The organism is Methylobacterium sp. B4 (genome assembly GCF_003201865.1).
Classification (GTDB): domain Bacteria; phylum Pseudomonadota; class Alphaproteobacteria; order Rhizobiales; family Beijerinckiaceae; genus Methylobacterium.
In genome coordinates this window covers 273,677-297,930 of sequence record NZ_QJJJ01000001.1, presented here as the reverse complement: position 1 = coordinate 297,930, position 24,254 = coordinate 273,677, and the positions used below count along the sequence as shown (strand labels likewise).

Below are 24,254 nucleotides of genomic sequence, written 5' to 3'. Positions count from 1 at the left end.
CTCGGACTGTTTTGAGCGGCGCGACAGCGGCGCGGCCGGAATGCTATCCCGGGAGGGGAAGCGCTCGCGCGGGCTCTTAGCAGGGCGGGCCGCGAAAGGCACGGGGAGAGGGGCGGCCATGGCGATGAAGCGCGCGATCGGCCTGATGAGCGGCACCTCGCTGGACGGGATCGACGTGGCGCTGATCGAGAGCGACGGCGAGCGCATCCGGGTCGTGACGTCCGCCAACGGCTTCATCGCGCCGCTCGGTCCGACGGGATATCGCGGCTACGGCGAGGACGAGAAGGCGCTCCTGCGCGAGGCGACCCGCGATGCGGAAGGCATCCGCAATCGGGACGAGCGGCCCGGCCGCCTTCGGCAGGCGGAAGACTTCGTCACAAACGCCCATGCCGAGGCGATCGAAGCCTTCCTGGCGCAGAACGACCTGCGGCCCGAAGAGATCGACGTGGTCGGCTTCCACGGGCAGACCGTGATCCACCGGCCCCGGCTCGGCCTCACCGTGCAGATCGGCGACGGCGCCGCGCTGGCCAAGCGCCTCGGCGTTCGGGTGGTGTCCGACATGCGTGCCAACGACGTGGCGCAGGGCGGCCAGGGTGCGCCGCTGGTGCCGGTGTTTCACAAGGCGCTGGCCGAGGCCGCCGGCTTTTCAGGGCCGCTCGGAATCCTCAACATCGGCGGACTCGCCAACGTCACCCTGATCGATTCGGCCGGCGGCGTGCTCGCCTTCGACACCGGGCCGGGCAACGGCCCGATCAACGACTGGATGAAGGAGCGCGAGGGGAGGGATTTCGATGAGGGGGGCGCCACCGCCGCCCGCGGCCGCGTGGACGAAGACCTGCTCGAAAACCTGCTCGGCCATCCGCTGATCCTGCGCGCGCCACCCAAATCGCTCGACCGGAACTGGTTCTCGCACCGGCTCGCCGGCTACCTCACGATCGAGGACGGCGCGGCGACGCTGACCGCCTTCACCGCGCACGCGGTCGCCCGCAGCCTCGCCTTCGCGCGCGAGCGCCCGACCCGCTGGATCGTCGGCGGCGGAGGCGCGAAGAACCGCACGCTGATGGCGATGCTGGAGCGGCTTCTTGAGGCCGAGGTGATGAATGCCGACGCGATCGGCTGGTCCTCGGACTTCCTGGAGGCACAGGCCTTCGCCTATCTGGCGCTGCGCGCCCTGGAGGGGCGTGCGCTCACCTATCCGACCACCACGGGCGTGCGCGCCCCGGTCACCGGCGGGATCGTCTCGGAGCCTTGACTCTCGGTCACGCCCTGCGCCTCATCATCGAGGAATACCCGCTCGCCCGTCTCGACCCGGTGGCCGGGCACCCGCTGGCGCACGTGATCCGCAAAGGGGCGCCGGACGAGCTGCGCCGGGCGCTCGGACCGCTCGGCGGCTCCTTCCTCGTCAAGGGCAGTCCGGGCCGCGGCAGTCACTGGGCGGCCGTGCCCTGGCTCGCGGTGTTCGACCCGGCGGTGACGACGAGCGCGACCCGCGGATACTACCTCGTCTACCTCTTCCCCGCCCATCGCGAAGCAGTGCATCTCTCCCTGGCGCAGGGAACGGTGACGGCGATCCGCGAGCACGGTCCGCGTGCGGGCGATCATCTGCGCGCCGCCGGAACCCGGTTGCGGGACCGCCTCTCGGATTTTTCGGACGCGCTGCCGGTCCCGGCGATCACTTTGGGAAGCGTCGGCGAATTGCCGGAGGGCTACGAGGCCGCCCACATCCTCGGAGTGACCTACGATCTCGGTGCACTGGCCGACGAGCGGCGCCTGCACGCCGATCTCGCCACGGGGATCGCGGCCTACCGCGCTCTGAAGGCGCGGGGCGGAGCCAAGGCGTGACTGGCCGCAAACCCCTTTTGGAAATGAGCGCGGCCACGAATTGAGCCTGTGCGGCGACAGGGCAGCTGTCGTGCGCGGCTCGAATTTGTGCCGTCTTTCAAGCCGCGCTAAGGCACGCGCACCATGTCCCACAACAGCTTCGGCCACCTGTTCCGCGTCACGACCTTCGGCGAGAGCCACGGGGTCGCTCTCGGCTGCGTGGTGGACGGCTGCCCGCCCGGCCTCGCGCTGGAGGCCGACGAGATCCAGGCCGAGCTCGACCGGCGCAAGCCCGGCCAGTCGCGCTTCACCACGCAGCGGCGCGAGCCCGATCAGGTGAAGATCCTGTCGGGGGTGTTCAGCGACGACCGCACCGGCGGGCGCCAGCTCACCACGGGCACGCCGATCGCGCTGATGATCGAGAACACCGACCAGCGCTCGAAGGACTATTCCGAGATCCGCGACAGCTACCGGCCCGGCCACGCCGACTACACCTACGACGCCAAGTACGGCATCCGCGACTATCGCGGCGGTGGGCGCTCCTCCGCCCGCGAGACCGCCGCGCGGGTCGCGGCGGGCGCGGTCGCGCGCAAGGTGATCCCCGGCATCACCATCCGCGCTGCCCTGGTGCAGATGGGCCCGCACGGGATCGACCGCGCGAACTGGGACTGGGCCGAGGTCGGCAACAACCCGTTCTTCTGCCCGGATGCGAAGGCGGCCGCGCTCTACGAGACCTATCTCGACGGCATCCGGAAGGACGGCTCCTCCGTCGGCGCGGTGATCGAGGTGGTGGCCGAGGGCGTGCCCCCCGGTCTCGGCGCCCCGGTCTACGGCAAGCTCGACGCCGATCTCGCCGCGGCGATGATGTCGATCAACGCGGTCAAGGGCGTCGAGATCGGCGACGGCTTCGCGGCCGCGGCGTTGCGCGGCGAGGACAACGCCGACGAGATGCGCGCCGGCAATGACGGGCGCCCGCGCTTCCTCGCCAACCATGCCGGCGGCATTCTCGGCGGCATCTCCTCGGGCGAGCCGGTGGTGGTGCGCTTTGCCGTGAAGCCCACGTCCTCGATCCTGACGCCGCGCCAGAGCGTGAACCGCGACGGCGGCGAGGTCGATCTGATCACCAGGGGCCGCCACGACCCTTGCGTCGGCATCCGCGCCGTCCCCGTCGCCGAGGCGATGATGGCCTGCGTGCTGGCCGACCATTTCCTGCGCCACCGCGGCCAGGTCGGCTGATCGCCGGCCCGCTGCCAGAAGCGAGACCTAGCCCGTGTCCCACTGCACCGTCACCGAGGCCATCGAAGCCTTCGCCCGCGGCGAGATCGTGGTCGTCACCGACGACGACGACCGCGAGAACGAGGGCGATCTCGTCGTCGCCGCCTCGCTCTGCACGCCGGAGAAGATGGCGTTCATCATCCGCAACACCTGCGGCATCGTCTGCGCGCCGATCACCCTCGACGAGGCGCGCCGCCTCCATCTCGACCCGATGGTGGCCTCGAACGACGCGCCTCTCGGCACCGCCTTCACCGTCACCGTGGACGTGCGCCACGGCCTGACCACCGGCATTTCGGCGGAGCAGCGCTGCAACACGGTGCGGGCGCTGGCCAACGGCAACATGGGCGCGGGCGACTTCGTGCGGCCCGGCCACGTCTTCCCGCTGATCGCCCGAGACGGCGGCGTGCTGATGCGCTCCGGCCACACGGAAGCCGCCGTCGATCTGTGCAAGCTCGCCGGCCTGCCGCCGGTGGGCGTGATCTGCGAACTCGCCAACGACGACGGCACCGTGATGAAGGGGCCGCAGATCGACGACTTCTCGCAGCGCCACAGCCTCAAGCGCGTCTCGGTCGCCGACCTGATCGCCTACCGGCAGGCCCGCGACCGGTTGGTGGAGCGGGTCGGCACCTTCCCGGTCAAGACCGAGTTCGGTGCGATGACGGGCTACGCCTACGTCACGCCCTTCGAGCCGATCCAGCAATTCGCCTTCGTGCACGGCCCCATCGGCGACGGCCGCAACATGCCCGTGCGCCTGCACCGCTCCAACGTGGTCGCCGACGTGATCGAGGGCGGAGGGCAGATCGAGGCGGTGATGCGCCGCTTCGCCAAGGAGGGCCGCGGCATCCTCGTCTACCTGCGCGACGGCACGGCGGGCGTCCCGCTCAACCGCTACGCGGAGGAGGGCGCCGAGGCCCAGCGCGTGCGCCAGTGGCGCGAGGTGGGCCTGGGCGCGCAGATCCTGCGCGACCTCGGCGTCGTCTCCATCCGCAACCTGTCCTCCTCGTCCCGCTCCTATGTCGGCTTGTCGGGCTTCGGGATCGAACTCGTCAGCGAGGAGCCGCTGGAGGGCTGATGCGGACTCCGGGTGCGGCCCTTGCGGACAAGCGCGGCCGTTCCCAGTTCCTCGAGAGGGGGTCGATCCGACCACCGGTTGCGGACGAAGGAGCGCGCATGGGTCTCGTCAATTGTCCCGCCTGCGATCACCGCATCTCCGAGAAGGCCTTCGCCTGCCCGTCCTGCGGGCATCCCGGCGGTGGGCCGGACCGGCACGGCGTCGTGCCGGCCCTGAGCCGCGTCGCCGGAACCTACGTCTCCGTCAACGCCGTGACCGGGGCGATCCTCGGCAGCGTGATGTTCCTCAGCGTCGCCGCCGTGCTCATCACCCTAATCCTCGCCCACCGGTAGCCCGCACGGCCGGGGCGGTGCCGGCTCACCGCCCCATCAGCGCATCCATGTGGGCGGCCACCGAGCGGCCGAGCCCGTCCAGGCTGTAGCCGCCCTCCAGGATCGAGACGATGCGCCCGCCCGCGTGGCGGTCGGCCACCTCCATCAGCTTGCGCGTCGCCCAGCCGAAATCCGCCTCATCGAGCTGGATGTTGCCCAGCGGGTCGAGCTTGTGCGCGTCGAAGCCTGCCGAGATGACGATCAGGTCCGGCGCGAAGGCCTCCAGCCGCGGCAGGATCCGCGCCTCGAACGCTTCGCGGAAAACCTCGCTGCCGTCGAAGGCGTTGAGCGGCGCGTTGACGATGGTGTCGTGATCGCCCCGCTCCCCCGTCGCGCCCGTGCCGGGAAACAGCGGCATCTGGTGGGTCGAGGCGTACATCACGTCCCGGTCGGCCCAGAAGATGTGCTGCGAGCCGTTGCCGTGATGGACATCCCAATCCACCAGCGCGACCCGGGAAGCGCCGTGCGCCTTGCGGGCATGGCGCGCGGCGATGGCCGCGTGGTTGAACAGGCAGAAGCCCATGGCGCGGGAGATCTCGGCGTGGTGGCCGGGCGGGCGCATGGCGACGAAGGCGTTGGTGCTCTCGCCCCGCATCACCGCGTCGACCGCGTGGTTCGAGCCGCCCACCGCGTGCAGGCAGGTGTCGAGCGTGCCCGGGGACATCATCGTGTCGCCGTCGATCTGGAAGAAGCCCTCGGTGGGGGAGGCCGCGACGAGGGCCTCGACGAAGGAGGCCGGGTGCACGAGTTCGACGACCGAGGTCTCGGCCTTCGGCGCGTGGCAGCGCACCAGGGGCGCGAAGCGCTCGTGTTCCAGCGCGCGCTCCACCGCCTGCATGCGGGCGGGGCGCTCGGGATGGCCGGTCGGGACGATGTGTTCGACGGCGCTCGGATGGGTGACGTAAAGGGTACTCAGGGTCGTTTCTCCCGGGTGCGGCGCCGGTGGCCCGGAGCGCGACGAGACCGTCTGGTCGCGGTCCGCCCCGCGGATGCGGGTCGGCCCTCGTCCATCGCCGATGCGACAGGTTCCGGTTCCGCCGGGCCTGCCGCCATTGTTGTTGGGACCAGAGCTTGTCGCCGTTGTCGTCGGCGCGCAACAGCCTGAAATCGTTCTTCGCGCGGGAAGTCCCGATTCCACACCGCGAAGGCCGCCCGGCCCCAGCTTGGCCATAAACCCTTCGTCACACTCGCTGGTTGCCCTCGCACGACCGGCCCCGCCATGCGCCCTCTGCCCGCCCTCGTCCTCCTCGCGGGGCTCGCGCCGCTGGCCGCCTGCCAATCGTCGCAGACGGCACAGATCGCACCGCTCGTCGCTCCGTCCGCCATGCCGGTCCAGACCGCCGCCCTGCCGCCCGTTCCACCCCTGCCGCCGGGACCGGAGCGGGACGCGGCCTGGATGAAGCTGGCGCCGCAGGCCCCCGTCGATCCGGCCATCGCCCGCACCAGCGTGGACTTCCCGACCCGGGAACCGGTGGGCACCATCGTGGTGGGGACCGCCGAGCGGCGGCTCTACCTCGTCCAGCCCGGCGGCAAGGCCCTGCGCTACCCGGTTTCGGTCGGCAAGGAGGGCCAGTCCTGGACCGGCACGGCGGAGATCGACCGCAAGCTCGAATGGCCGGACTGGAACCCCGCCCCCGAGATGATCGGCCGGCGGCCCGACCTGCCGGGGCGCCTGGAGGGCGGTCCCTACAGCCCGATCGGCGCCCGCGCCCTCTACCTCGCGCAAAACCGCAAGGACACGCTCTACCGCATCCACGGCACCAACGAGCCGGAGACGATCGGGCAGGCGGTCTCCTCGGGCTGCATCCGCATGCTCAACGAGGACGTGATGGATCTCTACGCGCGCGTGCCGGTCGGGACGCGGGTCGTGGTTCGCTGAAGAGAGTCTTACTTTCGGGAAGCAAGATTTCCGAAAGGCTCATTCGTGAGCCTGCGTTTACCTGAACACGGGTTCAGATTTAGCCATTAACCTGTTCGAGCGTTGCCGCCCCGTAATGTCAGCACAGACACGAACGAAGACCGGCGCAACCGAGCCGGGGAGGCATCAGACCATGACCAACACTGCGCTTGAACTGTTCTGCACCCGCATCGTCGATGCCGGCCGCCTCGTCCAGGACGATGTCCGCGAGCTCGCCCGGGAGATCCTTCCCGACGGCATCATGGGTCGCGACGAGGCCGACCTGCTCCTCGCCCTCGACCGGGCGGTGGCCGACACCCACGAGGGCTTCGGCGCCTTCGTCACGGCCGAAGTCGTGAACTTCGCCGTGCACGGCGAGCGCCCCACCGGCATCATCACCCGCGAGATGGCCGCGTGGCTCGCCGCCTCCATCGCCGGCCGCAAGGGCCCCACCGCGCTCGGCAGCCGCATCGCCCAGGAGATCGTGCGCGAGGCCGAGACCAGCGACGAGACGCTGATCGCCTTCGCCCTGCGGGCCAAGAGCATGAACCGCGAGCCGCAGACGGCCGGCGCCGGACGCCTGCACTGCGCCGCCTGAAGACTGCATGATGAATACAAAGTCGAGACCGGGCATGGACTCGGTATCGAGAGGAAGGGAAGGCTTCGGCACCGGCAAAAATTCGAATTGATGAGCCGTCAATCGGATTTCATCGAGGCTGGCCTTTTGGACGGGGCGGCGCAGCTTCCGTCTCTCGCACAACTGCTTTATCGGGAAGCGGTCAGGCTTGCCTTCGGGAGGGGCGAGCCGGAACAGTCCCCCTGAAGAAGCGGCTGCGATGTTCGAGAAAATCCTGATTGCCAACCGGGGCGAGATCGCCTGCCGCATCATCAAGACGGCCCGCAGGATGGGCATCAAGACGGTGGCGGTCTACTCGGACGCCGACCGCGATGCCGTCCACGTGGCCATGGCCGACGAGGCCGTGCATATCGGCCCGGCCCCGGCCGCGCAGTCCTACCTCCTGATCGACAAGATCATCGACGCCTGCAAGCAGACCGGCGCGCAGGCGGTGCATCCGGGCTACGGCTTCCTCTCCGAGCGCGAGTCCTTCCCGAAGGCGCTGGCTGAAGCCGGCATCGTCTTCATCGGCCCCAATCCCGGCGCCATCGCCGCGATGGGCGACAAGATCGAGTCGAAGAAGGCCGCCGCCGCCGCGCAGGTTTCGACCGTGCCCGGCTTCCTCGGCGTGATCGAGAGCCCCGAGCACGCCGTCCAGATCGCCGACGAGATCGGCTATCCGGTGATGATCAAGGCCTCGGCCGGCGGCGGCGGCAAGGGCATGCGCATCGCCGAATCGGCCGACGAGGTCGCCGAGGGCTTCGCCCGCGCCAAGTCCGAGGCGTCTTCCTCCTTCGGCGACGACCGCGTCTTCATCGAGAAGTTCATCACCGATCCGCGCCACATCGAGATCCAGGTGATCGGCGACAAGCACGGCAACGTGATCTATCTCGGCGAGCGCGAGTGCTCGATCCAGCGCCGCAACCAGAAGGTCATCGAGGAGGCCCCGAGCCCGCTCCTCGACGAGGAGACCCGCGCCAGGATGGGCGAGCAGGCGGTCGCGCTCGCCAAGGCCGTGAACTACGATTCCGCCGGCACCGTCGAGTTCGTCGCCGGCCAGGACAAGTCGTTCTACTTCCTCGAAATGAACACCCGCCTGCAGGTGGAGCACCCGGTGACCGAGATGATCACCGGGCTCGACCTCGTCGAGCTCATGATCCGGGTGGCCGCGGGCGAGGCGCTTCCGATGGCGCAATTGGATGTGAAGCTGAACGGCTGGGCGGTGGAGAGCCGCGTCTACGCCGAGGATCCGACCCGCAACTTCCTGCCCTCGATCGGCCGGCTCACCACCTACCAGCCGCCGGAGGAGGGCCCTCTCGGCGAGGCAATCGTCCGCAACGATACCGGCGTGGAGGAGGGCGGCGAGATCGCGATCCACTACGATCCGATGATCGCCAAACTCGTGACCTGGGCGCCGTCCCGGCTCGAAGCGATCGAGGCGCAGGCCACCGCCCTCGACGCCTTCGCCATCGAGGGCATCCGCCACAACATCCCCTTCCTCGCCACCCTGATGTCCCATCCGCGCTGGCGCGAGGGCCGGCTCTCCACGGGCTTCATCAAGGAGGAGTTCCCGGAGGGCTTCTCCGCTCCCGAGCCCGAGGGACAGGTTGCCCACCGGCTCGCCGCGGTGGCGGCGGCGATCGACCACAAGCTCAACATCCGCAAGCGCGGCATTTCCGGCCAGATGCGCGACCCGAGCCTGCTGACCTTCCAGCGCGAGCGCGTGGTGGTGCTCTCGGGCCAGCGCTTCAACGTCACCGTCGAGGCGCAGGACGACGACCTCCTCGTCACCTTCAACGACGGCACGGTGGCCCCGGTGCGCAGCGACTGGCGCCCCGGCGATCCCGTCTGGACCGGTACGGTCGGGGCTGACCGGATCGCGATCCAGGTGCGCCCGCTCCTGAACGGCGTGTTCCTCCAGCACGCGGGCGCGGCGGCCGAGGCGCGGGTCTTCACCCGCCGCGAGGCCGAACTCGCCGACCTGATGCCGATCAAGGAGAATGTCGGCTCGGGCAAGCAGTTGCTCTGTCCGATGCCGGGCCTGGTCAAGCAGATCATGGTCGCGGAGGGCCAAGAGGTGAAGAACGGCGAGCCGCTCGCCATCGTCGAGGCGATGAAGATGGAGAACGTGCTGCGCGCCGAGCGCGACGGCACCGTCTCGAAGATCGCCGCGAAGGAAGGCGACAGCCTCGCGGTCGATGCGGTGATCATGGAATTCGCCTGATCGGCGGCCCGGTCACCGCGCGCGAAGCGGTCCGGCGGTGCGACCTTTCCGGGTCGGCCGGCGCCCCGGATCGCTTCGGCTGACGCCTCGCAATGACGATGCGGGTCCGTCTCGACCGTCGTTGCGAGCGGCAGCCAAGCAATCCAGACCGCGACGCCGGCACGCCTCGCGCGCGATCGCTCTCACGGGCGCGGCGTCCCGGGCGAGCCGGCACCCCGCGCCGCTTTGAAAAACTCATGCCCCTCTACTTCGCCTACGGCGCCAACATGGACGCCGCCGCCATGGCCCAGCGCTGCCCGGCCTCGCGGTTGATCGGGCGCGGGCGGCTGCCGCGGCACCGCTTCGTCATCATGCGCGAGGGCTGGGCCTCCGCGGTGCGCGCGCCCGGCTCGACGGTCTGGGGCGTGCTGTGGGAACTGGCGCTCTCCGACGTGCCGGCCCTCGACCGCTACGAGGGCGTGGCGGGCGGCCTCTACGTGAAGGCCTACCAGCCCATCGTCGCCGAGGGCGGCACCAAGCGCGCCCTGATCTATCTCGGCCGCAGCCCGTCCGGAGGCCTGCCCCGCCCGGGCTATCTCGAAGCCGTGCTCGCCGCGGGGCAGGCGGCGCAGTTGCCCGGCGCCTATCTTCAGGAGATCCGCGGCTGGAAGCGCCGGGCTCCGGCCTGAGACCCGGAACGAGCCCGGCCTTCCTCGGCGCCGAGCGCGGCGGCGTGGTATCCAGGCGGCCAGCCGCGGGCGCCCGCCCGCTCCCCGGGAGACGGCAGAACTCCCGGACCTGCGTTTCGGGAGTCCCGTCCGTCGTGAGCACCGAGAGAAAAACCATCCGCGCGGTGATCCGCGGCCGCGTGCAGGGCGTGTCCTACCGCGCCTGGACCAAGAAGCGGGCGGACCGGCACGGCGTCGCGGGCTGGGTCCGCAACCGTCCCGACCGCACGGTCGAAGCGCTGTTCTCCGGCCCCGCCGAGGCGGTCGAGGCGCTTCTCGCCGAGTGCCGACGCGGCCCCTTCGCCGCCCGGGTCGACGGCATCGAGGTGACGGAGGCGGACGCCGAGGGCGAGGGCTTCGAGATCCGCGGGTAGAAGCCGGCGGGACTTGCCGTGCGGCCGTCCGGCCTGTAGCCGCCGGAGCCATGACCTTTCCGACCGGCGGGACGACGCCCTGACCATGTGGGACCTCCACGCCTTCTCCCCGCTCGACTTCGCGGCCCTCGTCTTCTTCGTGGCGTCCTGGGCCGGCTACAGCCTCGCCGTGCAGCGGCGGCGCGGCGACCGGCTGAGCCTCAGCCAGATCATGAACCGGCAGCGGCACCGTTGGGCGGCGCAGATGATCACCCGGGACAACCGGGTCGTGGACACGACGATCAACGCCTCGCTGCAGAACGGCACCGCCTTCTTCGCCTCGACCTCGCTGATCGCGCTCGGCTCGGTGCTGACGCTGTCGCGCTCGGGCGACGACGTGCTGAACCTGTTCTCCGCGCTGCCCTTCGGCGCGGGCACCACCCGCCAGACCTGGGAGATCAAGGTCGCCGGGCTGGCGGTCGTGTTCGTCTACGCCTTCTTCAAGTTCGCCTGGGCCTACCGGCTGTTCAACTACGGCGCCATCCTGATCGGCGCGGTGCCGCCCAAAGGCTCGGGTGCCTCCGAGGCGGTGATGCTCCGTGCGGCCGAACGGGCCGGCGCGATGAACGTGGCGGCGGGCTCGCATTTCGCGAAGGGCCAGCGTGCCTTCCTGTTCGCGCTGGCCTATCTCGGCTGGTTCGTGAGCGCGCCGGTGATGATGCTGGCAACCGCGAGTGTGGTCTGGGTGATGTGGCGGCGTCAGTTCTCCTCACGCATCCGCGCCTTTCTGCTCGCCGAGGAGGATGTGCATGGCCGATGAGGCCGCGATCGAAGAGACCTTGCTGCGCCTCGTGACCGAGCGCGGGGCGGACAAGACCTGCTGCCCTTCCGAGGTCGCCCGCGCGCTCGGCGGCCCGCATCCGGACGGCTGGAGTCCGCTGATGCAGCCGGTGCGCCGCGTCGCCGTGCGGCTGACCAAGGAGGGCCGGGTGCAGATCCTTCGGAAAGGCAAGCCGGTGCCGGACCCGGAGGATTTTCGCGGGATCTACCGGCTCAGCCTGCCGCGGGGCTGACACGGCTTCCGTTCTATGGCCCAGGCCTTCACCGCGGACCGTCATCGCGAGCGGACGCGAAGCGATCCAGCGGCGCGATCCCTCCGGATCGTGCGGAGCGCCGGATGGCTCCGGCTCCGCCTCGCCGTGACGATCCGGGGCGATCAGACGGGAACGGACTGAGGCTCCGCTACGGCGCCGACATCACCTCGTCGGTGTAGCCTGCGAACTTGTAGGCGATCATGCCGACCCACTCCTTCACGCCGATATCGAGCTCCTTCAAACCGTCGGAGGCGAAGGTGGCGAAGCGGTACGCGTCGCGAGGCCAGTTGGTGCGGTAATCCACCGGGTAGGCGGTCACCGCGAAGCCGGCCTTGCGGAAGCAGCCGATCGCCCGCGGCATGTGCCAGGCTGAGGTCACGAGAAGCCATCGCTCCCCGGGCTTGGGCTGGGTCATGCGCGCGGAGAAGACCGCGTTCTCGCGGGTGTTGCGCGATTGCTGCTCCAGGATCAGGCGGTTGCGCGGCACGCCCAGCGTGTCGGCGAAGCGGCTGACGATCTCGGCCTCCGAGACCGCGTCCTCGCGGGTGCTGCCCGCCCCGCCCGAGAAGACGAGGCGCGCCTGCGGGTATCGCCGGGCGAGGTCGGCGAAGGCGATCGGCCGCTCGCCCGCGTCGTTGACGCTGATCTGGTCGCGCCCGATCGAGGTGTCCGCCTCCACCGCGCCGCCGAGCACGATGATGCCGGTGACCGGCATGCCGTCGTCGGCGAAGGCGGGAAACCGGTTCTCCAGCGGCATCAGCACCCAGGCCGAGAGCGGCGAGAGCCCGGCCACGAGGAGCCCGACGAAGCCGGCCGCGACGAGGACGCGTCCGAAGCCGCGGCCGAACTCGGTGAAGAGCAGCAGGCAGCCGAGGAGTCCGAGCAGGATCAGGAAGTTCGAAGGAGTGAGGACGAAGAAGACGAGCTTCGAGAGCGGGAAGAACATCTTCTTCAGTCCTGATCCGGATGCGGCATCGGTCACGGTCCGGCCCTCCGCCGCGAACGGCTCAGGTGAGCGGCAGCGACAGAACGGCCGAGGAGGCGGGACGTTGCGCCAGCGTCGCGAGCCAGCGCCGGATGCCGGGCCGCTCCTCCCGCGCCAGGGGAAGCTGGAACCAGCGGTTCGCCGCGAGCCCCACGGCGATGTCGGCGATGGAGAAGCGCTCGCCCGCCACGTAGGGCGTCCCGGCCAGGTGCCGGTCGAGCAGGGCGGCGCAGCGCTCGGAACTGGCTCGCGAAGCCTCGACCACGGCGCTATCGCGCTTCTCGGGCGCGAAGCGCACGAGCTGGAGGAAAGCGTCGCGCATGGCCGGCGTGAAGGACGTGGCCTGCCAGTCGAGCCACTGATCGACCAGCGCCCGGGCGCGGGGCTCCTCCGGCAGGGCGAGGGGGCCGCCATGGGCATGAGCGAGGTAGCGCAGGATCGCGTTCGACTCCCAGAGCACGAAGCCATCCTCTTCCAGCGTCGGCACGAGGCCGTTCGGGTTCATCGCCCGGTAGGCCGCTTCGCCGACGATGCCGTGGGCACCGCCCGCCTCGATCGCCTCGTAGGGCAAGCCCAATTCGTCGAGCGCCCAGAGCGCCTTCTGGACGTTGCCGGAGCTCGCCCGTCCCCACAGCCTGCGCGTCATCGCTCGTCCTCGTCGTCTGTCGCGGGCGGATAAGGGTGAACCGCCCCCCGCGGGTCGGTCACCTGCCACGCCCCGTCCGATTCCTCCAGATAGCCCGGCCCCACCGGCACCTTTCCGTGACCGCCGGGGATATCGAGCACGTAGAGCGGCTGAGCGAGGCCGGAGAGGCGGCCCCGCAGGCCCCGCATCAGCGCCTGCCCCTCGGGCAGGCTCGTGCGCAGGTGGCCCGTTCCCGGCGCCAGATCGCCGTGGTGCAGGTAGTAGGGCTTGATCCGGTTCTCGACGAAGCGGCGCATCAGGGCGTCCAGGGTCGCCGCGTCGTCGTTGACGCCGCGCAGCAGCACGCTCTGGCTCACCATAGGAATGCCGGCATCGACCAGCCGGGCGATCGCCCCGCGCGCGGCCTGCGTGAATTCCCGCGGGTGGTTGGCGTGGAGCGCCACGAACACCGCACCGGGGAAGCGCTTGAGCGCGGCCACCAGCCGCTCGTCCACGCGAGCCGGCTCGACCACGGGCACGCGGGTGTGGAAGCGCAGAACCCGCACGTGCGGGATCGCGCCGAGCGCCGCGGCGATGCTCCCGAGCCGGCGGGGCGAGAGGGCGAAGGGGTCGCCGCCCGTCACCACCACCTCCCAGATCTCCGGCTGCGCCGCGACGTAGGCGTAGGCCCCCGCCAGCTGCGCCTCGCTCAGGGAGCCCTGTCCCTCGGGCCCGACGCGCTCGCGGCGGAAGCAGAAGCGGCAATAGACCGGACAGACATGCAGCGGCTTCAGCAGCACCCGGTCGGGATAGCGGTGGACAATGCCCGGCACCGGCTCGTGCACGTCGTCGCCGATGGGATCGGCGCGCTCATGGGGACCCGTCTCGATCTCCTCGGCGCGCGGCACGAATTGGCGGGCGATGGGATCATCGGGGGCACCCGGCTCGATCAGCTCGGCCATGTCGGCCGTGACCGAGACGGCGTAGCGACCGGCGACCCGCTCCAGGGCGGGCAGGTCGGCGGCCGGCACAAGCCCGGCCTGGGCCAGCGCCGCGGGGCTCTTGAGGGCGATACTCACCGGGCCTGTCCCCGGACCACCGGCGTCCAGATCACGTCGTCGATCCGCGGCGCGGCCGTGGCCAGCATCACCAGCCGGTCGAAGCCGAGCGCGGTGCCGCTGGCCTCGGGCATGAGGGCGAGTGCCGCCAGGAAATCCTCGTCGATCGGATAGCGCTCGCCGTAGATCCGGGCCTTCTCCGCCATCTCCGCCTCGAAGCGGCGGCGCTGCTCTTCCGGGTCGATCAGCTCGCCGAAGGCGTTGGCGAGCTCGACGCCGCAGGCATAGAGCTCGAAGCGTTCGGCGACGCGGGGATCGCGCGGGCTCGGCCGGGCGAGCGCGGCCTCGCTGACGGGATACTCGCACAGGATGGTCGGGCGGCCCTGGCCGAGATGCGGCTCGATCAGCCCGACGAGGACGCGGCTGAACAGGTCGGCCCAGCTGTCGTCGGCGGCCACGCGCAGGCCCCGGGTCATCACCGCATCGGCGAGCGCGTCGCGGTCGGTCGCGCCGTCCGCCGAAACGGTGGCGAGGAGGTCGATGGCGGCGAAGCGGTGGAACGCCTCGGCCAGGGTCAGCCGCTCGAAGGGGGCGAAAGGATCGACCTCGCGCCCGCGGAAGCTCAGCCGCTTTGCTCCGGCGGTCTCGGCGGCGAGCGCGAGCAGCACGGCGCAATCGGCCATCAGTGCGTCGTAGGTCTCACCGGCCCGGTACCATTCGAGCATCGTGAACTCGGGATGGTGCAGGGCGCCGCGCTCGCGGTTGCGGAAGACGCGGGCGAGGCTGAAGAGGCGCGGCTCGCCCGCGGCCAGCAGCTTCTTGCAGGCGAATTCCGGCGAGGTGTGCAGGTAGAGCGTCTCGCGGCGTCCGTCGGGCAGGATCGCCTCGGTGGCGAAGGCGGAGAGATGCGCCTCGTTGCCCGGAGAGACCTGCAGCGCGGCGGCCTCCACCTCAACGAAGTCGTGCCGCGCGAAATGCCCGCGGAAGGCCGCGAGGATGCGGTTGCGGGTCAGGAGCAGGGGCCGGCGATCCGCGTGGATGCCGGGATGCCACCAGGGCGAGGGTTCGGTGCTCACGCGAACGGAGCCTCGCGCTGGCAACGGAGCCGCGGATAGGATAGGGCCTCGCGGATGATTCCGCTCGCCCGGCCGATGCGCCAGGAAAGAGCCGCCGTTCTCGTCAAGCCAAGGTCCACGCTCGTGAAAGTGATCGCCAGTACCCTTCGTAAGGGCAACGTCGTCGAGAAGGACGGCAAGCTCTACGTCATCCTGACGGCGGAGAACATCCACCCCGGCAAGGGCACCCCGGTGACGCAGCTCGACATGCGCCGCATCACCGACGGCGTGAAGGTGTCCGAGCGCTACCGCACCACCGAACAGGTGGAGCGGGCCTTCGTGGAGGACCGCGACCACACCTTCCTCTACCAGGACGGCGAGGGGTATCACTTCATGAACCCCGAGAGCTACGAGCAGATCGCGGTTCCCGAGGACGTGATCGGCGATTCCGCCCCCTACCTGCAGGAGGGCATGACCGTCAGCCTCTCGACCCATAACGGCGTGCCGCTGACCATCGAGCTGCCCCAGCGCATGACCTTCGAGATCGTCGAGACCGAGCCGGTGACCAAGGGCCAGACGGCCTCCTCGTCCTACAAGCCGGCGATCCTCTCGAACGGCCTGAAGACGAGCGTCCCGCCGCATATCACCACCGGCACCCGCGTCGTCATCATGACGGCGGACGGCTCCTACGTGGAGCGTGCCAAGGACTGACCCTTACGGTGGGGCCGCGGTACCTTCCGCGGCCTCGTAGCAGCGTTGGGAGAGGCCCTGCGCCTGCGCCCGCTGCTCGACCGAATAGGGTTTTCCCGAACCCCACAATTCCTTACGGCGCAGGGCATCCGCTGTGCAGCGCGCCGCGATGCGGCAGGCCTCCGGCCCGCCGCCGGTGCGGGTGCAATTGGCGACGTAATCCTTGCGGAAGCTCGCCAGCCCCGCCTTCGGATGCGGCCCGGTCAGGGTGACGAGCCCTGCAAAGAGAGCGAGCAGCACCGGCTGGTGCACGAGGTAGACGGCGAGGCTGTGCCGCCCGGCGAGAGCCGCGGCCCGCGCGGCGACGTTCCGGGGCCGCCAGCGGGCGAGCCGCGAACCGGCCAGCGCCGGCCGGACGAGGCGGGCGAGTGCGATGCCCGCGAGAACGAGCCCGAACCAGGGAAACAGCGGCACCCAATCGTTGGTGTCGGGCAGGCCGCGGCCGAGGCCGAGAAAATAGAGTTCGGGCGCGTCGAGCAGAGGATGCCCGACGAGGCGCGGCGCCAGCATCACCGCGGCGGCAGCCAGCGCCGTCACCCAGGCCGGCAGGAACACGAACGGCAGCCCGAGCACGCTGGAGACGGCGATGCAGTGCAGGATGCCGAAGAAGATGTAGCTCTGCGGAAAGGCGAACCACGTGGCCGCCGTGATGATCAGGGCCGCGCCGCCGATCCGCGCCAGCCGCAGCCGGAAGGGCCGCCAGCGCACGCCATCTGCGTTGGCGAGCACGAGGCCGATCCCGACCAGCAGCAGGAACGAGCCGGCGATGGCGTGCGCCGCGAGCCGGCCCGGCGGCGTCAGCGCGAGGTTCTGCGGCGTGAGCTGAAAGAAGCCGAGATCCCACAGGCCGTGATAGGCGGCCATGGCGGCAAGCGCGATGCCCCGGGCCAGATCGAGGGCGACGATCCGCCGGTCCGTCGCGGGAGAGGGGGAAGCAGGCATGCCGGCGCCCTACCACCCTTCGGCGCATTGAGCGACGCGCGCCCTCGTTGTGGCGGCGGGGCCGGGAACGGTTTCCTGAATCCGCCGGTTGAATCGGCTCCACCGCCTGCTGCGGCATGGACGCCATGTGCGCGGAAATTGCTCGCCGCGATGTCCCAATGCCGGCCAAACGGGCTTCCCGCGAATCGTGACTTTGTTAACGTAGCCTCGGAATTGCGCGGCGCGATTCGGCACGGGTTGCTTACATGTCGAACGAACACGAACTCAGTCCCGTCGGGCCCCGAACCGCGGAGAGCCGGGACCGCGCGACGGACCGGGACAGCGAGGCCGAGCTCCCGACGGAACTCGTCGAGGTCGCCGGCCGCATCAAGTGGTTCGACGTTTCGAAGGGCTTCGGTTTCATCGTGCCCGACGACGGCTCGGCGGACGTGCTCCTGCACATCACCTGCCTGCGCCGCGACGGCTTCCAGGCCGCGAGCGAGGGCGCGCGCATCGTGGTCGAGGCCGTGCAGCGGGCGCGCGGCTGGCAGACCTTCCGGGTGGTGTCGCTGGATCAATCCACCGCGCTCCACCCCTCCGAACTGCCGATGCCGCGCACGCACGTGAACGTGACGCCGACGAGCGGCCTGGAACTCGCCGTGGTGAAGTGGTTCAACCGGCTGCGCGGGTTCGGCTTCGTCAGCCGCGGCGACGGCACGCCCGACATCTTCGTCCACATGGAGACGCTGCGCCGCTACGGCATAGCCGAGTTGAAGCCCGGCGAGCAGGTGCTGGTGCGCTACGGCGACGGCTCGAAGGGTGCTATGGCGGCGGAAGTCCGCCTCGTCGACGGGGCGCTTCCCGCTTCCCACTGACGGTGATCCGCGTGCCTGCTTTCCGTACCGCGTCCCGCGCCTTCCGCCTCGCCGCCTGCCTCGCCGCCCTGTCGGGAGGCCCGGCCACCATCCTGCGTGCCCAGGAGGCCGCGCCCGCCGCGCAGGCCGCGACCGAGCCGCTCGGCATCGTCGCCAAGAGCGGCCGCCACGCCTTCCAGGTCGAGGTGATGCGCGACGACGCGCAGCGCGCCCGCGGCCTGATGTATCGCCGTTCCATGGCGGCGGACCACGGCATGCTGTTCGACTTCGAGCGGCCGATGCCTGTCACCATGTGGATGAAGAACACCTACCTGCCCCTCGACATGGTATTCATCCGCTCCGACGGCTCGATCGCCCGGATCGCCCCCGACACCGAACCGCTCTCGACGAAGGTCATCGCCTCGGGCGAGCCCGTGCTCGCGGTGCTCGAACTCAACGCGGGCACCGCGGCCAAGCTCGGCATCCGCGCGGGCGACCGGGTCGAGCACACCCTGTTCAGGCGCTGAGAGCGATGCCGGAGGCGGAGGCCCGAGCCGATCCGGCGGCGGCCTGGGCCGATGCCCTTCGAGTGGCGGACCTGTTCGCCGCCGATCCCCACGGCCTCGGCGGCATCGTCCTGCGGGCCGGGGCCGGCCCCGTGCGCGACCTCTGGCTCGCGGCGCTGCGCGAGCGGTTCGCGGGCCCGATCCACCGCATGCCCCCCGGCATCGCCGACGATCGGCTGATCGGCGGGCTCGATCTGCCCGCCACCCTGCGCACCGGCCGGCCGGTGGCGCAACGCGGCCTTCTCGCGGAGGCCGATGGCGGTGTCGTCGTCGTGCCCATGGCCGAGCGGCTGGAGCGCGGCACCGTCGCCCGGCTCGCGAGCAGCCTCGATACGGGTGAACTCGCCCTGGAGCGCGACGGCCTCGCCCTCCGCCTGCCCGCCCGGTTCGGCCTCGTGCTGCTGGACGAGGGGCAGGCGCGTGACGGGCAGGAGGACGAGACCGTGTCGGCGGCGCTGGCCGACCGGCTGGCCTTCCGGATCGACCTGAGCGCGGTGGGTCTGCGCGATGCCGTTCCGCTCCCCTCGCCGCTCTCCTCGCCCCCCGGCGAGGGCGGCGCACCGGCATCCGAGCCCGATGCCGCCCTCTGCGCCGTCGCGCAGGCGCTGGGCATCGATTCGCTGCGGGCGCCGCTCCTCGCGCTCCGCGCAGCCCGGCGGATCGCCGCGGCGGAGGAACGCGACTCCGTCGGAGAAACCGACCTGATCAAGGCCGCTCGCCTCGTCCTCGCGCCGCGGGCGACGCGCCTGCCTCCGGCCCCGCAGCCGCCGGACGACGCCGAGAACGACGCGGGCGAGCAGGGGGAGCCGCAGGCGCCGTCCCCCGAAGAAGCGCCGCGGGACGAGGCGTCGGAGGCCGCGGAAACGCCGCGGGCCTTCGAGGAGGTCGTGATCGAGGCGGCCCGTGCCGCCCTGCCGAAGGATCTGCTCGCCCGGTTGCTGGCGGGCGGAAAGCCGCTGACCGGATCGGCGGCGGGGCGGATGGGCGCGGCTTCGGCCTCGCCGCGCAAGGGCCGCCCTGTCGGAAGCCGGGCGGGCGATCCGCGCCGAGGTCCGCTCGATCTCATCGCGACCCTACGGGCCGCGGCCCCCTGGCAGGGCCTGCGCCGGACTGGCGATGAGGATCGCCGCATCGTCGTCGCCCCGGAGGATTTCCGCATCCGCCGGCTGAAGCGGCGCAGCGAGACCACGACGATCTTCTGCGTCGATGCCTCCGGCTCGGCGGCGCTCGAACGCCTCGCGGAGGCCAAGGGCGCCGTCGAACTGCTCCTCGCCGAATCGTACGTCCGGCGCGACCGCATCGCCCTGGTGGCCTTCCGCGGCACGCGCGCCGACATCGTGCTGCCGCCCACGCGCTCCCTGGTCCGCGCCAAGCGGGCGCTCGCCGGCCTGCCGGGCGGGGGCGGCACGCCGCTCGCCGCCGGGCTCGATGCCGCCGCGCTCGTGGCGCTCGGCGTGCGGCGCTCGGGCGGCAATCCGGTCATCGTCCTGCTCACTGACGGGCGGGCCAACGTCGCCCGCTCCGGCCTCGGCGGCCGGGCGCTGGCGGGGGAGGAGGCCCTGGCGGCGGGGCGGCTGCTGCGGGCGCAGGGGCTCCGCACCCTGGTGATCGACACCGGAAACCGGCCCGACGGCGCGCGCCGCCTCGCCGAAGCGGCGCAGGCGCGCTACTGTCCGCTGCCCCACGCGGATGCCGGCAGCCTCAGCGCCGCGGTCCGCGCCGCGACAGCCTGAAAGTCGGCTTGCCCTTGCCCAGCCACGACAAAGACCGGCCGAAATGGGAGCGCGACGGCCGCGATTGGCCCCACCGTGCCGCGAGCCGCTTCGTGGAGGCCGCGGGGCTCCGGTGGCACCTGCAGGAATTCGGGGCGCCTGACGCACCCGTGCTCCTGCTCCTGCACGGCACCGGCGCCGCGACCCATTCCTGGCGGGGTCTGGCGCCCCTGCTGGCGAAGGAATTTCGGGTCGTCGCACCCGATCTGCCGGGCCACGGCTTCAGCGATCCGCTGCCGAGCCGGCGGCTTTCCCTGCCGGGGATGGCCGAGGCGGTCGGCGATCTGACGGCGCAGCTCGGCCTCGCGCCACGCCTCGCGGTGGGTCACTCGGCGGGAGCGGCGGTGCTTGCCCGGATGTGCCTCGACCGGCGCATCGCTCCCGACCTGCTCGTGGCGATCAACGGGGCGCTCACGCCCTTTCCGGGGCTCGCCAACATCCTCTTTCCCGGCATCGCCCGGGTGCTGTTCCTGAACCCCGTGACCCCGAAGGTCTTCGCCTGGGGCGCGGACCGCGCGGCGGTGCGCCGCCTCATCGACGGCACGGGCTCGCGCCTCGATCCCCAGGGGCTCGAACTCTACCGGCGGCTCTTCACCCGCGCCGGCCACGTGGCGGGTGCGCTCGGGATGATGGCGAACTGGGATCTTCCCGCCCTGTCCCGCGACCTGCCCGGCCTCGCCACGCGCACGCTTCTGATCGTCGGCGGCGACGACAAGGCGATCAAGCCGGACGACGCCTTCGCCCTGCGGGAGCGCCTGCCGCAGGCCCGGGTGGAACTGCTGCGCGGCCTCGGCCACCTTGCCCACGAGGAAGCGCCGGAGCGCGTGGCCGAAACCATCGCCGCCGAGGTCGCGGCGCTTGCACCCTAGAGCGGTTACGTCCTCTCTCCGTGTCCTCTTGCCTTGACGGGGATTCCGGTCCTACTGTCAACTCATGTTGACACTCGCCGTCAAGCCGAGCGACAGGACCGACCCGGATCGCCGGCCGCACGCGGTCGTGATCGGCTCCGGATTCGGCGGACTTGCGGCGGCGGTCAGGCTCGGGGCGCGGGGCTACCGCGTCACGGTGCTGGAGCGGCTCGACCAGCCGGGCGGGCGCGCCCGCGTCCACCGGCAGGACGGCTTCACCTTCGATGCGGGGCCGACCATCGTCACCGCGCCGTTCCTGTTCGAGGAGCTGTGGCGGCTGTGCGGGCGGGAGATGGCCCAGGACATCGCGCTGGTGCCGATGCTGCCCTTCTACCGCATCCGCTTCGAAGACGGTCAGAGCTTCGCCTATAGCGGCGACCGGGCGGCGATGCGCGCCGAGGTCGCCCGCTTCTCGCCCGAGGACGTGCCCGGATACGAGCGCTTCATGGCCCACAGCGAGGCGGTCTGCCGGGTGGGGTTCGAGGAACTCGGCCACGTTCCCTTCGGCAGCCTCGGTGCCATGCTGCGGATCGCGCCGGACCTGCTGCGGCTCTCGGGCCACCGCAGCGTCTACGACGTGGTGGCCCGCTTCATCCGCGACGAGCGGCTGCGCACCATCTTCAGCTTCCACCCCCTGCTCATCGGCGGCAACCCGTTCCGGGCGAGCGGGATCTACTGCCTGATCGCCCATCTGGAGCGGCGCTGGGGCGTCCACTTCGCCATGGGCGGCACCGGGCGCCTCGTAGAGGGGCTGGCCGGGCTGATCTGCGGCCAGGGCGGCACGGTCCGCTGCGGGGCGGATGTCGCGCGCATCCGCGTCGAAGGCGGGACGGCGACGGGCGTGACCCTGTCGAGCGGCGAGACGATTCCTGCCGACATCGTGGTCTCGAACGCCGATTCCGCCTTCACCTACGGCACGCTGCTGGGCGGCACGACGCGGCGCTGGAGCGCCCGGCGCCTAAAGCGCGCCGCCTCGTCCATGGGCCTGTTCGTCTGGTATTTCGGCACGCGCAGGAAATACCCGGAGGTCGATCACCACACGATCCTGATGGGGCCGCGCTATCGCGGCCTGCTGCGCGACATCTTCGAGCGGAAGGCGCTCGCGGAGGATTTCAGCCTCTACCTCCACCGCCCGACCGCGACCGACCCGCTGCTCGCGCCCCCGGGCCACGACGCCTTCTACGTACTTGCGCCCGTGCCGAACCTCGCCGGCGGCCAGGACTGGGCGCAGCTCGCCGAGCCGTTCCGCGCGAAGATCGCCCGCGCGCTCGAAGCCTCGGTGATGCCGGGGCTCTCCGAGGCGCTCGTCACCTCGCGGGTGACGACGCCGCAGGATTTCGCCGACGACTTCCTCAGCTTCCGCGGCTCGGGCTTCGGGCTGGAGCCGGTGCTGACGCAATCGGCGTGGTTTCGCCCGCACAACCGCTCGGAAGACGTGGCGAACCTCTACCTCGTCGGGGCGGGGACGCATCCCGGAGCCGGCCTTCCGGGCGTCCTCTCCTCGGCCCGTGTCCTCGATTCCGTGGTGCCGGATGCCCGTGTTCCTGCCTGATCCGCCTCTCGCCAGCCGCGCGGACCACGCCGCCTGCCGGGCCTCGATCCGCGCCGGCTCGAAGAGCTTCTTCGCGGCCTCGCTGCTGCTGCCGCCGTCGGTGCGCAGTTCGGCCTACGGCCTCTACGCCTTCTGCCGCCTCTCCGACGACGCGGTGGACGAGGCCGGCGGCAACCGGCTGGCGGCGCTCGCCCGGCTGGAGCGGCGCCTCTCGGCAGCCGTCGCCGGGCGCCCCGCGGACCACCCGGCAGACCGGGCGCTCGCCGACGTGCTCGCCCGCCACGCCATCCCCGAGGCCCTGCCGCGGGCGCTCCTCGAAGGGCTCGCCTGGGACGTGCAGGGCCGGCACTACGACACCCTGTCGGATCTGGCGGCCTACGCCGCCCGGGTCGCCGGCACGGTCGGGGCGATGATGACGCTGGTGATGGGGGTGCGCGACGCGCACGCGCTCGCCCGCGCCTGCGATCTCGGCGTGGCGATGCAGTTCACCAACATCGCCCGCGACGTCGGCGAGGATGCGCGGGCGGGCCGCCTTTACCTTCCCCGCGCATGGCTCGACGCGGCCGGCCTCGATGCCCGGGCCTTCCTCGCCGATCCCCGTCCCAGCCCCGGGCTGGAGCGGGTCGTGGCGCATCTCCTGGCCGTCGCCGGCCAGCTCTACGCCCGCGCCGAACCCGGCATCGCTGCGCTGCCCCCCGCCTGCCGCCCGGCGATCCGGGCCGCCCGGGCGATCTACGCCGAGATCGGCTGCGAAGTGCAGGCGAACGGCCTCGATTCGGTGACTCGCCGCGCCCGCGTGAGCGGGCTGCGCAAGGCCGGCCTGCTCGCCCGCGCCGCCCTGCCGGCCGCGCGCCCGCACGGGCTGGAAATGCCGCCGCTCTCCGAGACGGCCTTCCTCGTCGAGGCCGTGCTGCGCCATCCGGTGCCGGCCTCGCGCGGCCTCCCGGCTTGGTGGGACGTCTCGGGCCAGGTCGTGCGGGTGCTCGACCTGATCGAAGCTTTGGAGGAGCGCGACGCCTTCCGCCGCTCGGCGCCGTCGTAGATGGCGCGTAGAGCGCATTTCGACGCAGCGATCACCGGTTCGTCGAAGGGATAGTATCGAGACAGAGACTTCGAGGCGCCGGCCTGATGCAATCAGGCCGGATACGGCTCAGAGTCAGAGCCTAAGCAGTTTGAGCGTGCAAAGGGCTGCTGAGGGTTGAAAGCCGTCACCTCAGATTGATGGCAGAGTTGCCTAAGCCATTCCCGTGGACAGCACGTAGGCGATGATCGGGTTAGCGTGACCGTGGCCCCAGGCCGTACTCGTCCTTCAACATCGACACGAAGTCCATCTGTTTGGCCGACAGCTGATCCCGGACGATCTGTTGCTATTCGTCGATGGGGCAGCCGCACTCCTTTTCAAGGGATGGTAAGTACAAGGTATATCCCTTTGCTTATTCATTGGAGAAGGGTAATCGCCCTTCCAAGATGTTGCTCGACGGCAGTTTCTTCGCATATTGCTCCGTCGCAACTTCTTGGACAACGCGATGAGCTTGCTTTGTCCGCAAGGGATCGGAAGCTGCGGCGGCAGGCAGCTTCGCTGCTTTCAGTCCCCAGCCTTCATCCCGCCAAAGAAAGGGCCAGCGCAAGCTTAGGCGAGACCGAAGACATCTGCTGCGGCATGTGAGCGGCACTCGTCAGCAGGCTCAACCCGAGCGCGGTGACAACGAGCGCGGCGGTAACGGAAGCGATATGTAGCGACATGGTTGCACCTTTGAGCAAGGCGCGGTCTCTGATCA

The 24,254-nt window shown here is 70.9% G+C and carries 25 protein-coding genes; 19 read left to right on the top strand and 6 right to left on the bottom strand.

Annotated features, from left to right (window positions below; translation table 11 throughout):
• The first annotated feature begins 118 nt into the window (after positions 1-118).
• The 5 genes from BY998_RS01500 to BY998_RS01480 all read left to right on the top strand — a co-directional run bounded on the left by BY998_RS01500 (position 119) and on the right by BY998_RS01480 (position 4,500).
• A complete protein-coding gene (locus BY998_RS01500; protein WP_110349843.1) occupies positions 119-1,252 on the top strand; it encodes an anhydro-N-acetylmuramic acid kinase in 1,134 nt (377 codons plus the stop codon).
• Entirely contained in the window at positions 1,249-1,842 is a 594-nt protein-coding gene (locus BY998_RS01495) for a DUF3578 domain-containing protein (protein WP_110349842.1), read from the top strand. Before BY998_RS01500 ends, BY998_RS01495 begins: the two co-directional genes overlap by 4 nt.
• A gap of 123 nt (positions 1,843-1,965) precedes the next feature.
• A complete protein-coding gene (gene aroC, locus BY998_RS01490) occupies positions 1,966-3,057 on the top strand; it encodes a chorismate synthase (RefSeq protein WP_110349841.1) in 1,092 nt (363 codons plus the stop codon).
• 34 nt (positions 3,058-3,091) lie between these two features.
• A complete protein-coding gene (ribB, locus tag BY998_RS01485) occupies positions 3,092-4,168 on the top strand; it encodes a 3,4-dihydroxy-2-butanone-4-phosphate synthase (RefSeq protein WP_110349840.1) in 1,077 nt (358 codons plus the stop codon).
• Positions 4,169-4,266: 98 nt separating this feature from the next.
• The gene (locus BY998_RS01480; protein WP_110349839.1) at positions 4,267-4,500 is read left to right on the top strand and encodes a hypothetical protein; all 234 of its coding nucleotides are present in this window, start codon (positions 4,267-4,269) and stop codon (positions 4,498-4,500) included.
• Between the two features lie 25 nt (positions 4,501-4,525).
• On the opposite strand, the gene BY998_RS01475 is transcribed toward BY998_RS01480, so the two are convergent.
• Positions 4,526-5,455, bottom strand: a complete 930-nt coding sequence (locus BY998_RS01475) for a histone deacetylase family protein (RefSeq protein WP_110350240.1) — start codon at positions 5,453-5,455, stop codon at positions 4,526-4,528.
• 303 nt (positions 5,456-5,758) lie between these two features.
• On the opposite strand from BY998_RS01475, the gene BY998_RS01470 reads away from it, so the two are divergent.
• From BY998_RS01470 to BY998_RS01440, 7 genes are all read left to right on the top strand, one after another.
• Positions 5,759-6,418, top strand: a complete 660-nt coding sequence (locus tag BY998_RS01470; RefSeq protein WP_110349838.1) for a L,D-transpeptidase — start codon at positions 5,759-5,761, stop codon at positions 6,416-6,418.
• 172 nt (positions 6,419-6,590) lie between these two features.
• Positions 6,591-7,034 (top strand): hypothetical protein, encoded by a 444-nt coding sequence (locus BY998_RS01465; RefSeq protein ID WP_110349837.1) that lies wholly within the window; start codon positions 6,591-6,593, stop codon positions 7,032-7,034.
• A 238-nt stretch (positions 7,035-7,272) separates the two neighbouring features.
• On the top strand, positions 7,273-9,276 hold the full coding sequence (locus tag BY998_RS01460) for an acetyl/propionyl/methylcrotonyl-CoA carboxylase subunit alpha (RefSeq protein ID WP_110349836.1): 2,004 nt from the start codon (positions 7,273-7,275) through the stop codon (positions 9,274-9,276).
• 236 nt (positions 9,277-9,512) lie between these two features.
• Positions 9,513-9,944, top strand: coding sequence for a gamma-glutamylcyclotransferase family protein (locus tag BY998_RS01455; RefSeq protein WP_110349835.1), 432 nt, complete (start codon positions 9,513-9,515; stop codon positions 9,942-9,944).
• A gap of 134 nt (positions 9,945-10,078) precedes the next feature.
• Positions 10,079-10,357 carry an acylphosphatase gene (locus BY998_RS01450; protein WP_110349834.1) on the top strand — a complete coding sequence of 93 codons (279 nt, stop codon included), beginning with the start codon at positions 10,079-10,081 and terminating at the stop codon, positions 10,355-10,357.
• An 85-nt stretch (positions 10,358-10,442) separates the two neighbouring features.
• Entirely contained in the window at positions 10,443-11,156 is a 714-nt protein-coding gene (locus BY998_RS01445) for a DUF599 family protein (protein ID WP_110349833.1), read from the top strand.
• A complete protein-coding gene (locus tag BY998_RS01440) occupies positions 11,146-11,409 on the top strand; it encodes a DUF3253 domain-containing protein (RefSeq protein ID WP_110349832.1) in 264 nt (87 codons plus the stop codon). The genes BY998_RS01445 and BY998_RS01440 overlap by 11 nt, the downstream gene beginning before the upstream one ends.
• 169 nt (positions 11,410-11,578) lie before the next feature.
• Here BY998_RS01440 and BY998_RS01435 read toward each other — a convergent pair whose 3' ends face one another.
• From BY998_RS01435 to epmA, 4 genes are all read right to left on the bottom strand, one after another.
• On the bottom strand, positions 11,579-12,376 hold the full coding sequence (locus BY998_RS01435) for a YdcF family protein (protein WP_110349831.1): 798 nt from the start codon (positions 12,374-12,376) through the stop codon (positions 11,579-11,581).
• A gap of 61 nt (positions 12,377-12,437) precedes the next feature.
• On the bottom strand, positions 12,438-13,061 hold the full coding sequence (locus BY998_RS01430) for a glutathione S-transferase family protein (RefSeq protein ID WP_110349830.1): 624 nt from the start codon (positions 13,059-13,061) through the stop codon (positions 12,438-12,440).
• Positions 13,058-14,119, bottom strand: coding sequence for a lysine-2,3-aminomutase-like protein (locus BY998_RS01425; protein WP_110349829.1), 1,062 nt, complete (start codon positions 14,117-14,119; stop codon positions 13,058-13,060). Before BY998_RS01425 ends, BY998_RS01430 begins: the two co-directional genes overlap by 4 nt.
• Positions 14,116-15,174, bottom strand: a complete 1,059-nt coding sequence (epmA, locus tag BY998_RS01420; protein WP_110349828.1) for an EF-P lysine aminoacylase EpmA — start codon at positions 15,172-15,174, stop codon at positions 14,116-14,118. Before epmA ends, BY998_RS01425 begins: the two co-directional genes overlap by 4 nt.
• Before the next feature lie 123 nt (positions 15,175-15,297).
• On the opposite strand from epmA, the gene efp reads away from it, so the two are divergent.
• Entirely contained in the window at positions 15,298-15,864 is a 567-nt protein-coding gene (efp, locus tag BY998_RS01415; RefSeq protein WP_110350239.1) for an elongation factor P, read from the top strand.
• Positions 15,865-15,867: 3 nt separating this feature from the next.
• Here efp and BY998_RS01410 read toward each other — a convergent pair whose 3' ends face one another.
• A complete protein-coding gene (locus BY998_RS01410; RefSeq protein ID WP_110349827.1) occupies positions 15,868-16,845 on the bottom strand; it encodes a heparan-alpha-glucosaminide N-acetyltransferase in 978 nt (325 codons plus the stop codon).
• A gap of 245 nt (positions 16,846-17,090) precedes the next feature.
• On the opposite strand from BY998_RS01410, the gene BY998_RS01405 reads away from it, so the two are divergent.
• From BY998_RS01405 to BY998_RS01380, 6 genes are all read left to right on the top strand, one after another.
• Positions 17,091-17,699 (top strand): cold-shock protein, encoded by a 609-nt coding sequence (locus tag BY998_RS01405; protein WP_110349826.1) that lies wholly within the window; start codon positions 17,091-17,093, stop codon positions 17,697-17,699.
• Positions 17,696-18,205 (top strand): DUF192 domain-containing protein, encoded by a 510-nt coding sequence (locus BY998_RS01400; protein ID WP_110350238.1) that lies wholly within the window; start codon positions 17,696-17,698, stop codon positions 18,203-18,205. The genes BY998_RS01405 and BY998_RS01400 overlap by 4 nt, the downstream gene beginning before the upstream one ends.
• Before the next feature lie 5 nt (positions 18,206-18,210).
• Positions 18,211-19,977 (top strand): magnesium chelatase subunit D, encoded by a 1,767-nt coding sequence (locus BY998_RS01395; protein WP_110349825.1) that lies wholly within the window; start codon positions 18,211-18,213, stop codon positions 19,975-19,977.
• Between the two features lie 8 nt (positions 19,978-19,985).
• Entirely contained in the window at positions 19,986-20,885 is a 900-nt protein-coding gene (gene bchO / locus BY998_RS01390; protein ID WP_245421436.1) for an alpha/beta fold hydrolase BchO, read from the top strand.
• Positions 20,886-20,949: 64 nt separating this feature from the next.
• Positions 20,950-22,476, top strand: coding sequence for a phytoene desaturase (locus BY998_RS01385; protein WP_110349823.1), 1,527 nt, complete (start codon positions 20,950-20,952; stop codon positions 22,474-22,476).
• Positions 22,457-23,518 (top strand): phytoene/squalene synthase family protein, encoded by a 1,062-nt coding sequence (locus BY998_RS01380; protein ID WP_110349822.1) that lies wholly within the window; start codon positions 22,457-22,459, stop codon positions 23,516-23,518. Before BY998_RS01385 ends, BY998_RS01380 begins: the two co-directional genes overlap by 20 nt.
• Positions 23,519-24,254 lie beyond the last annotated feature (736 nt).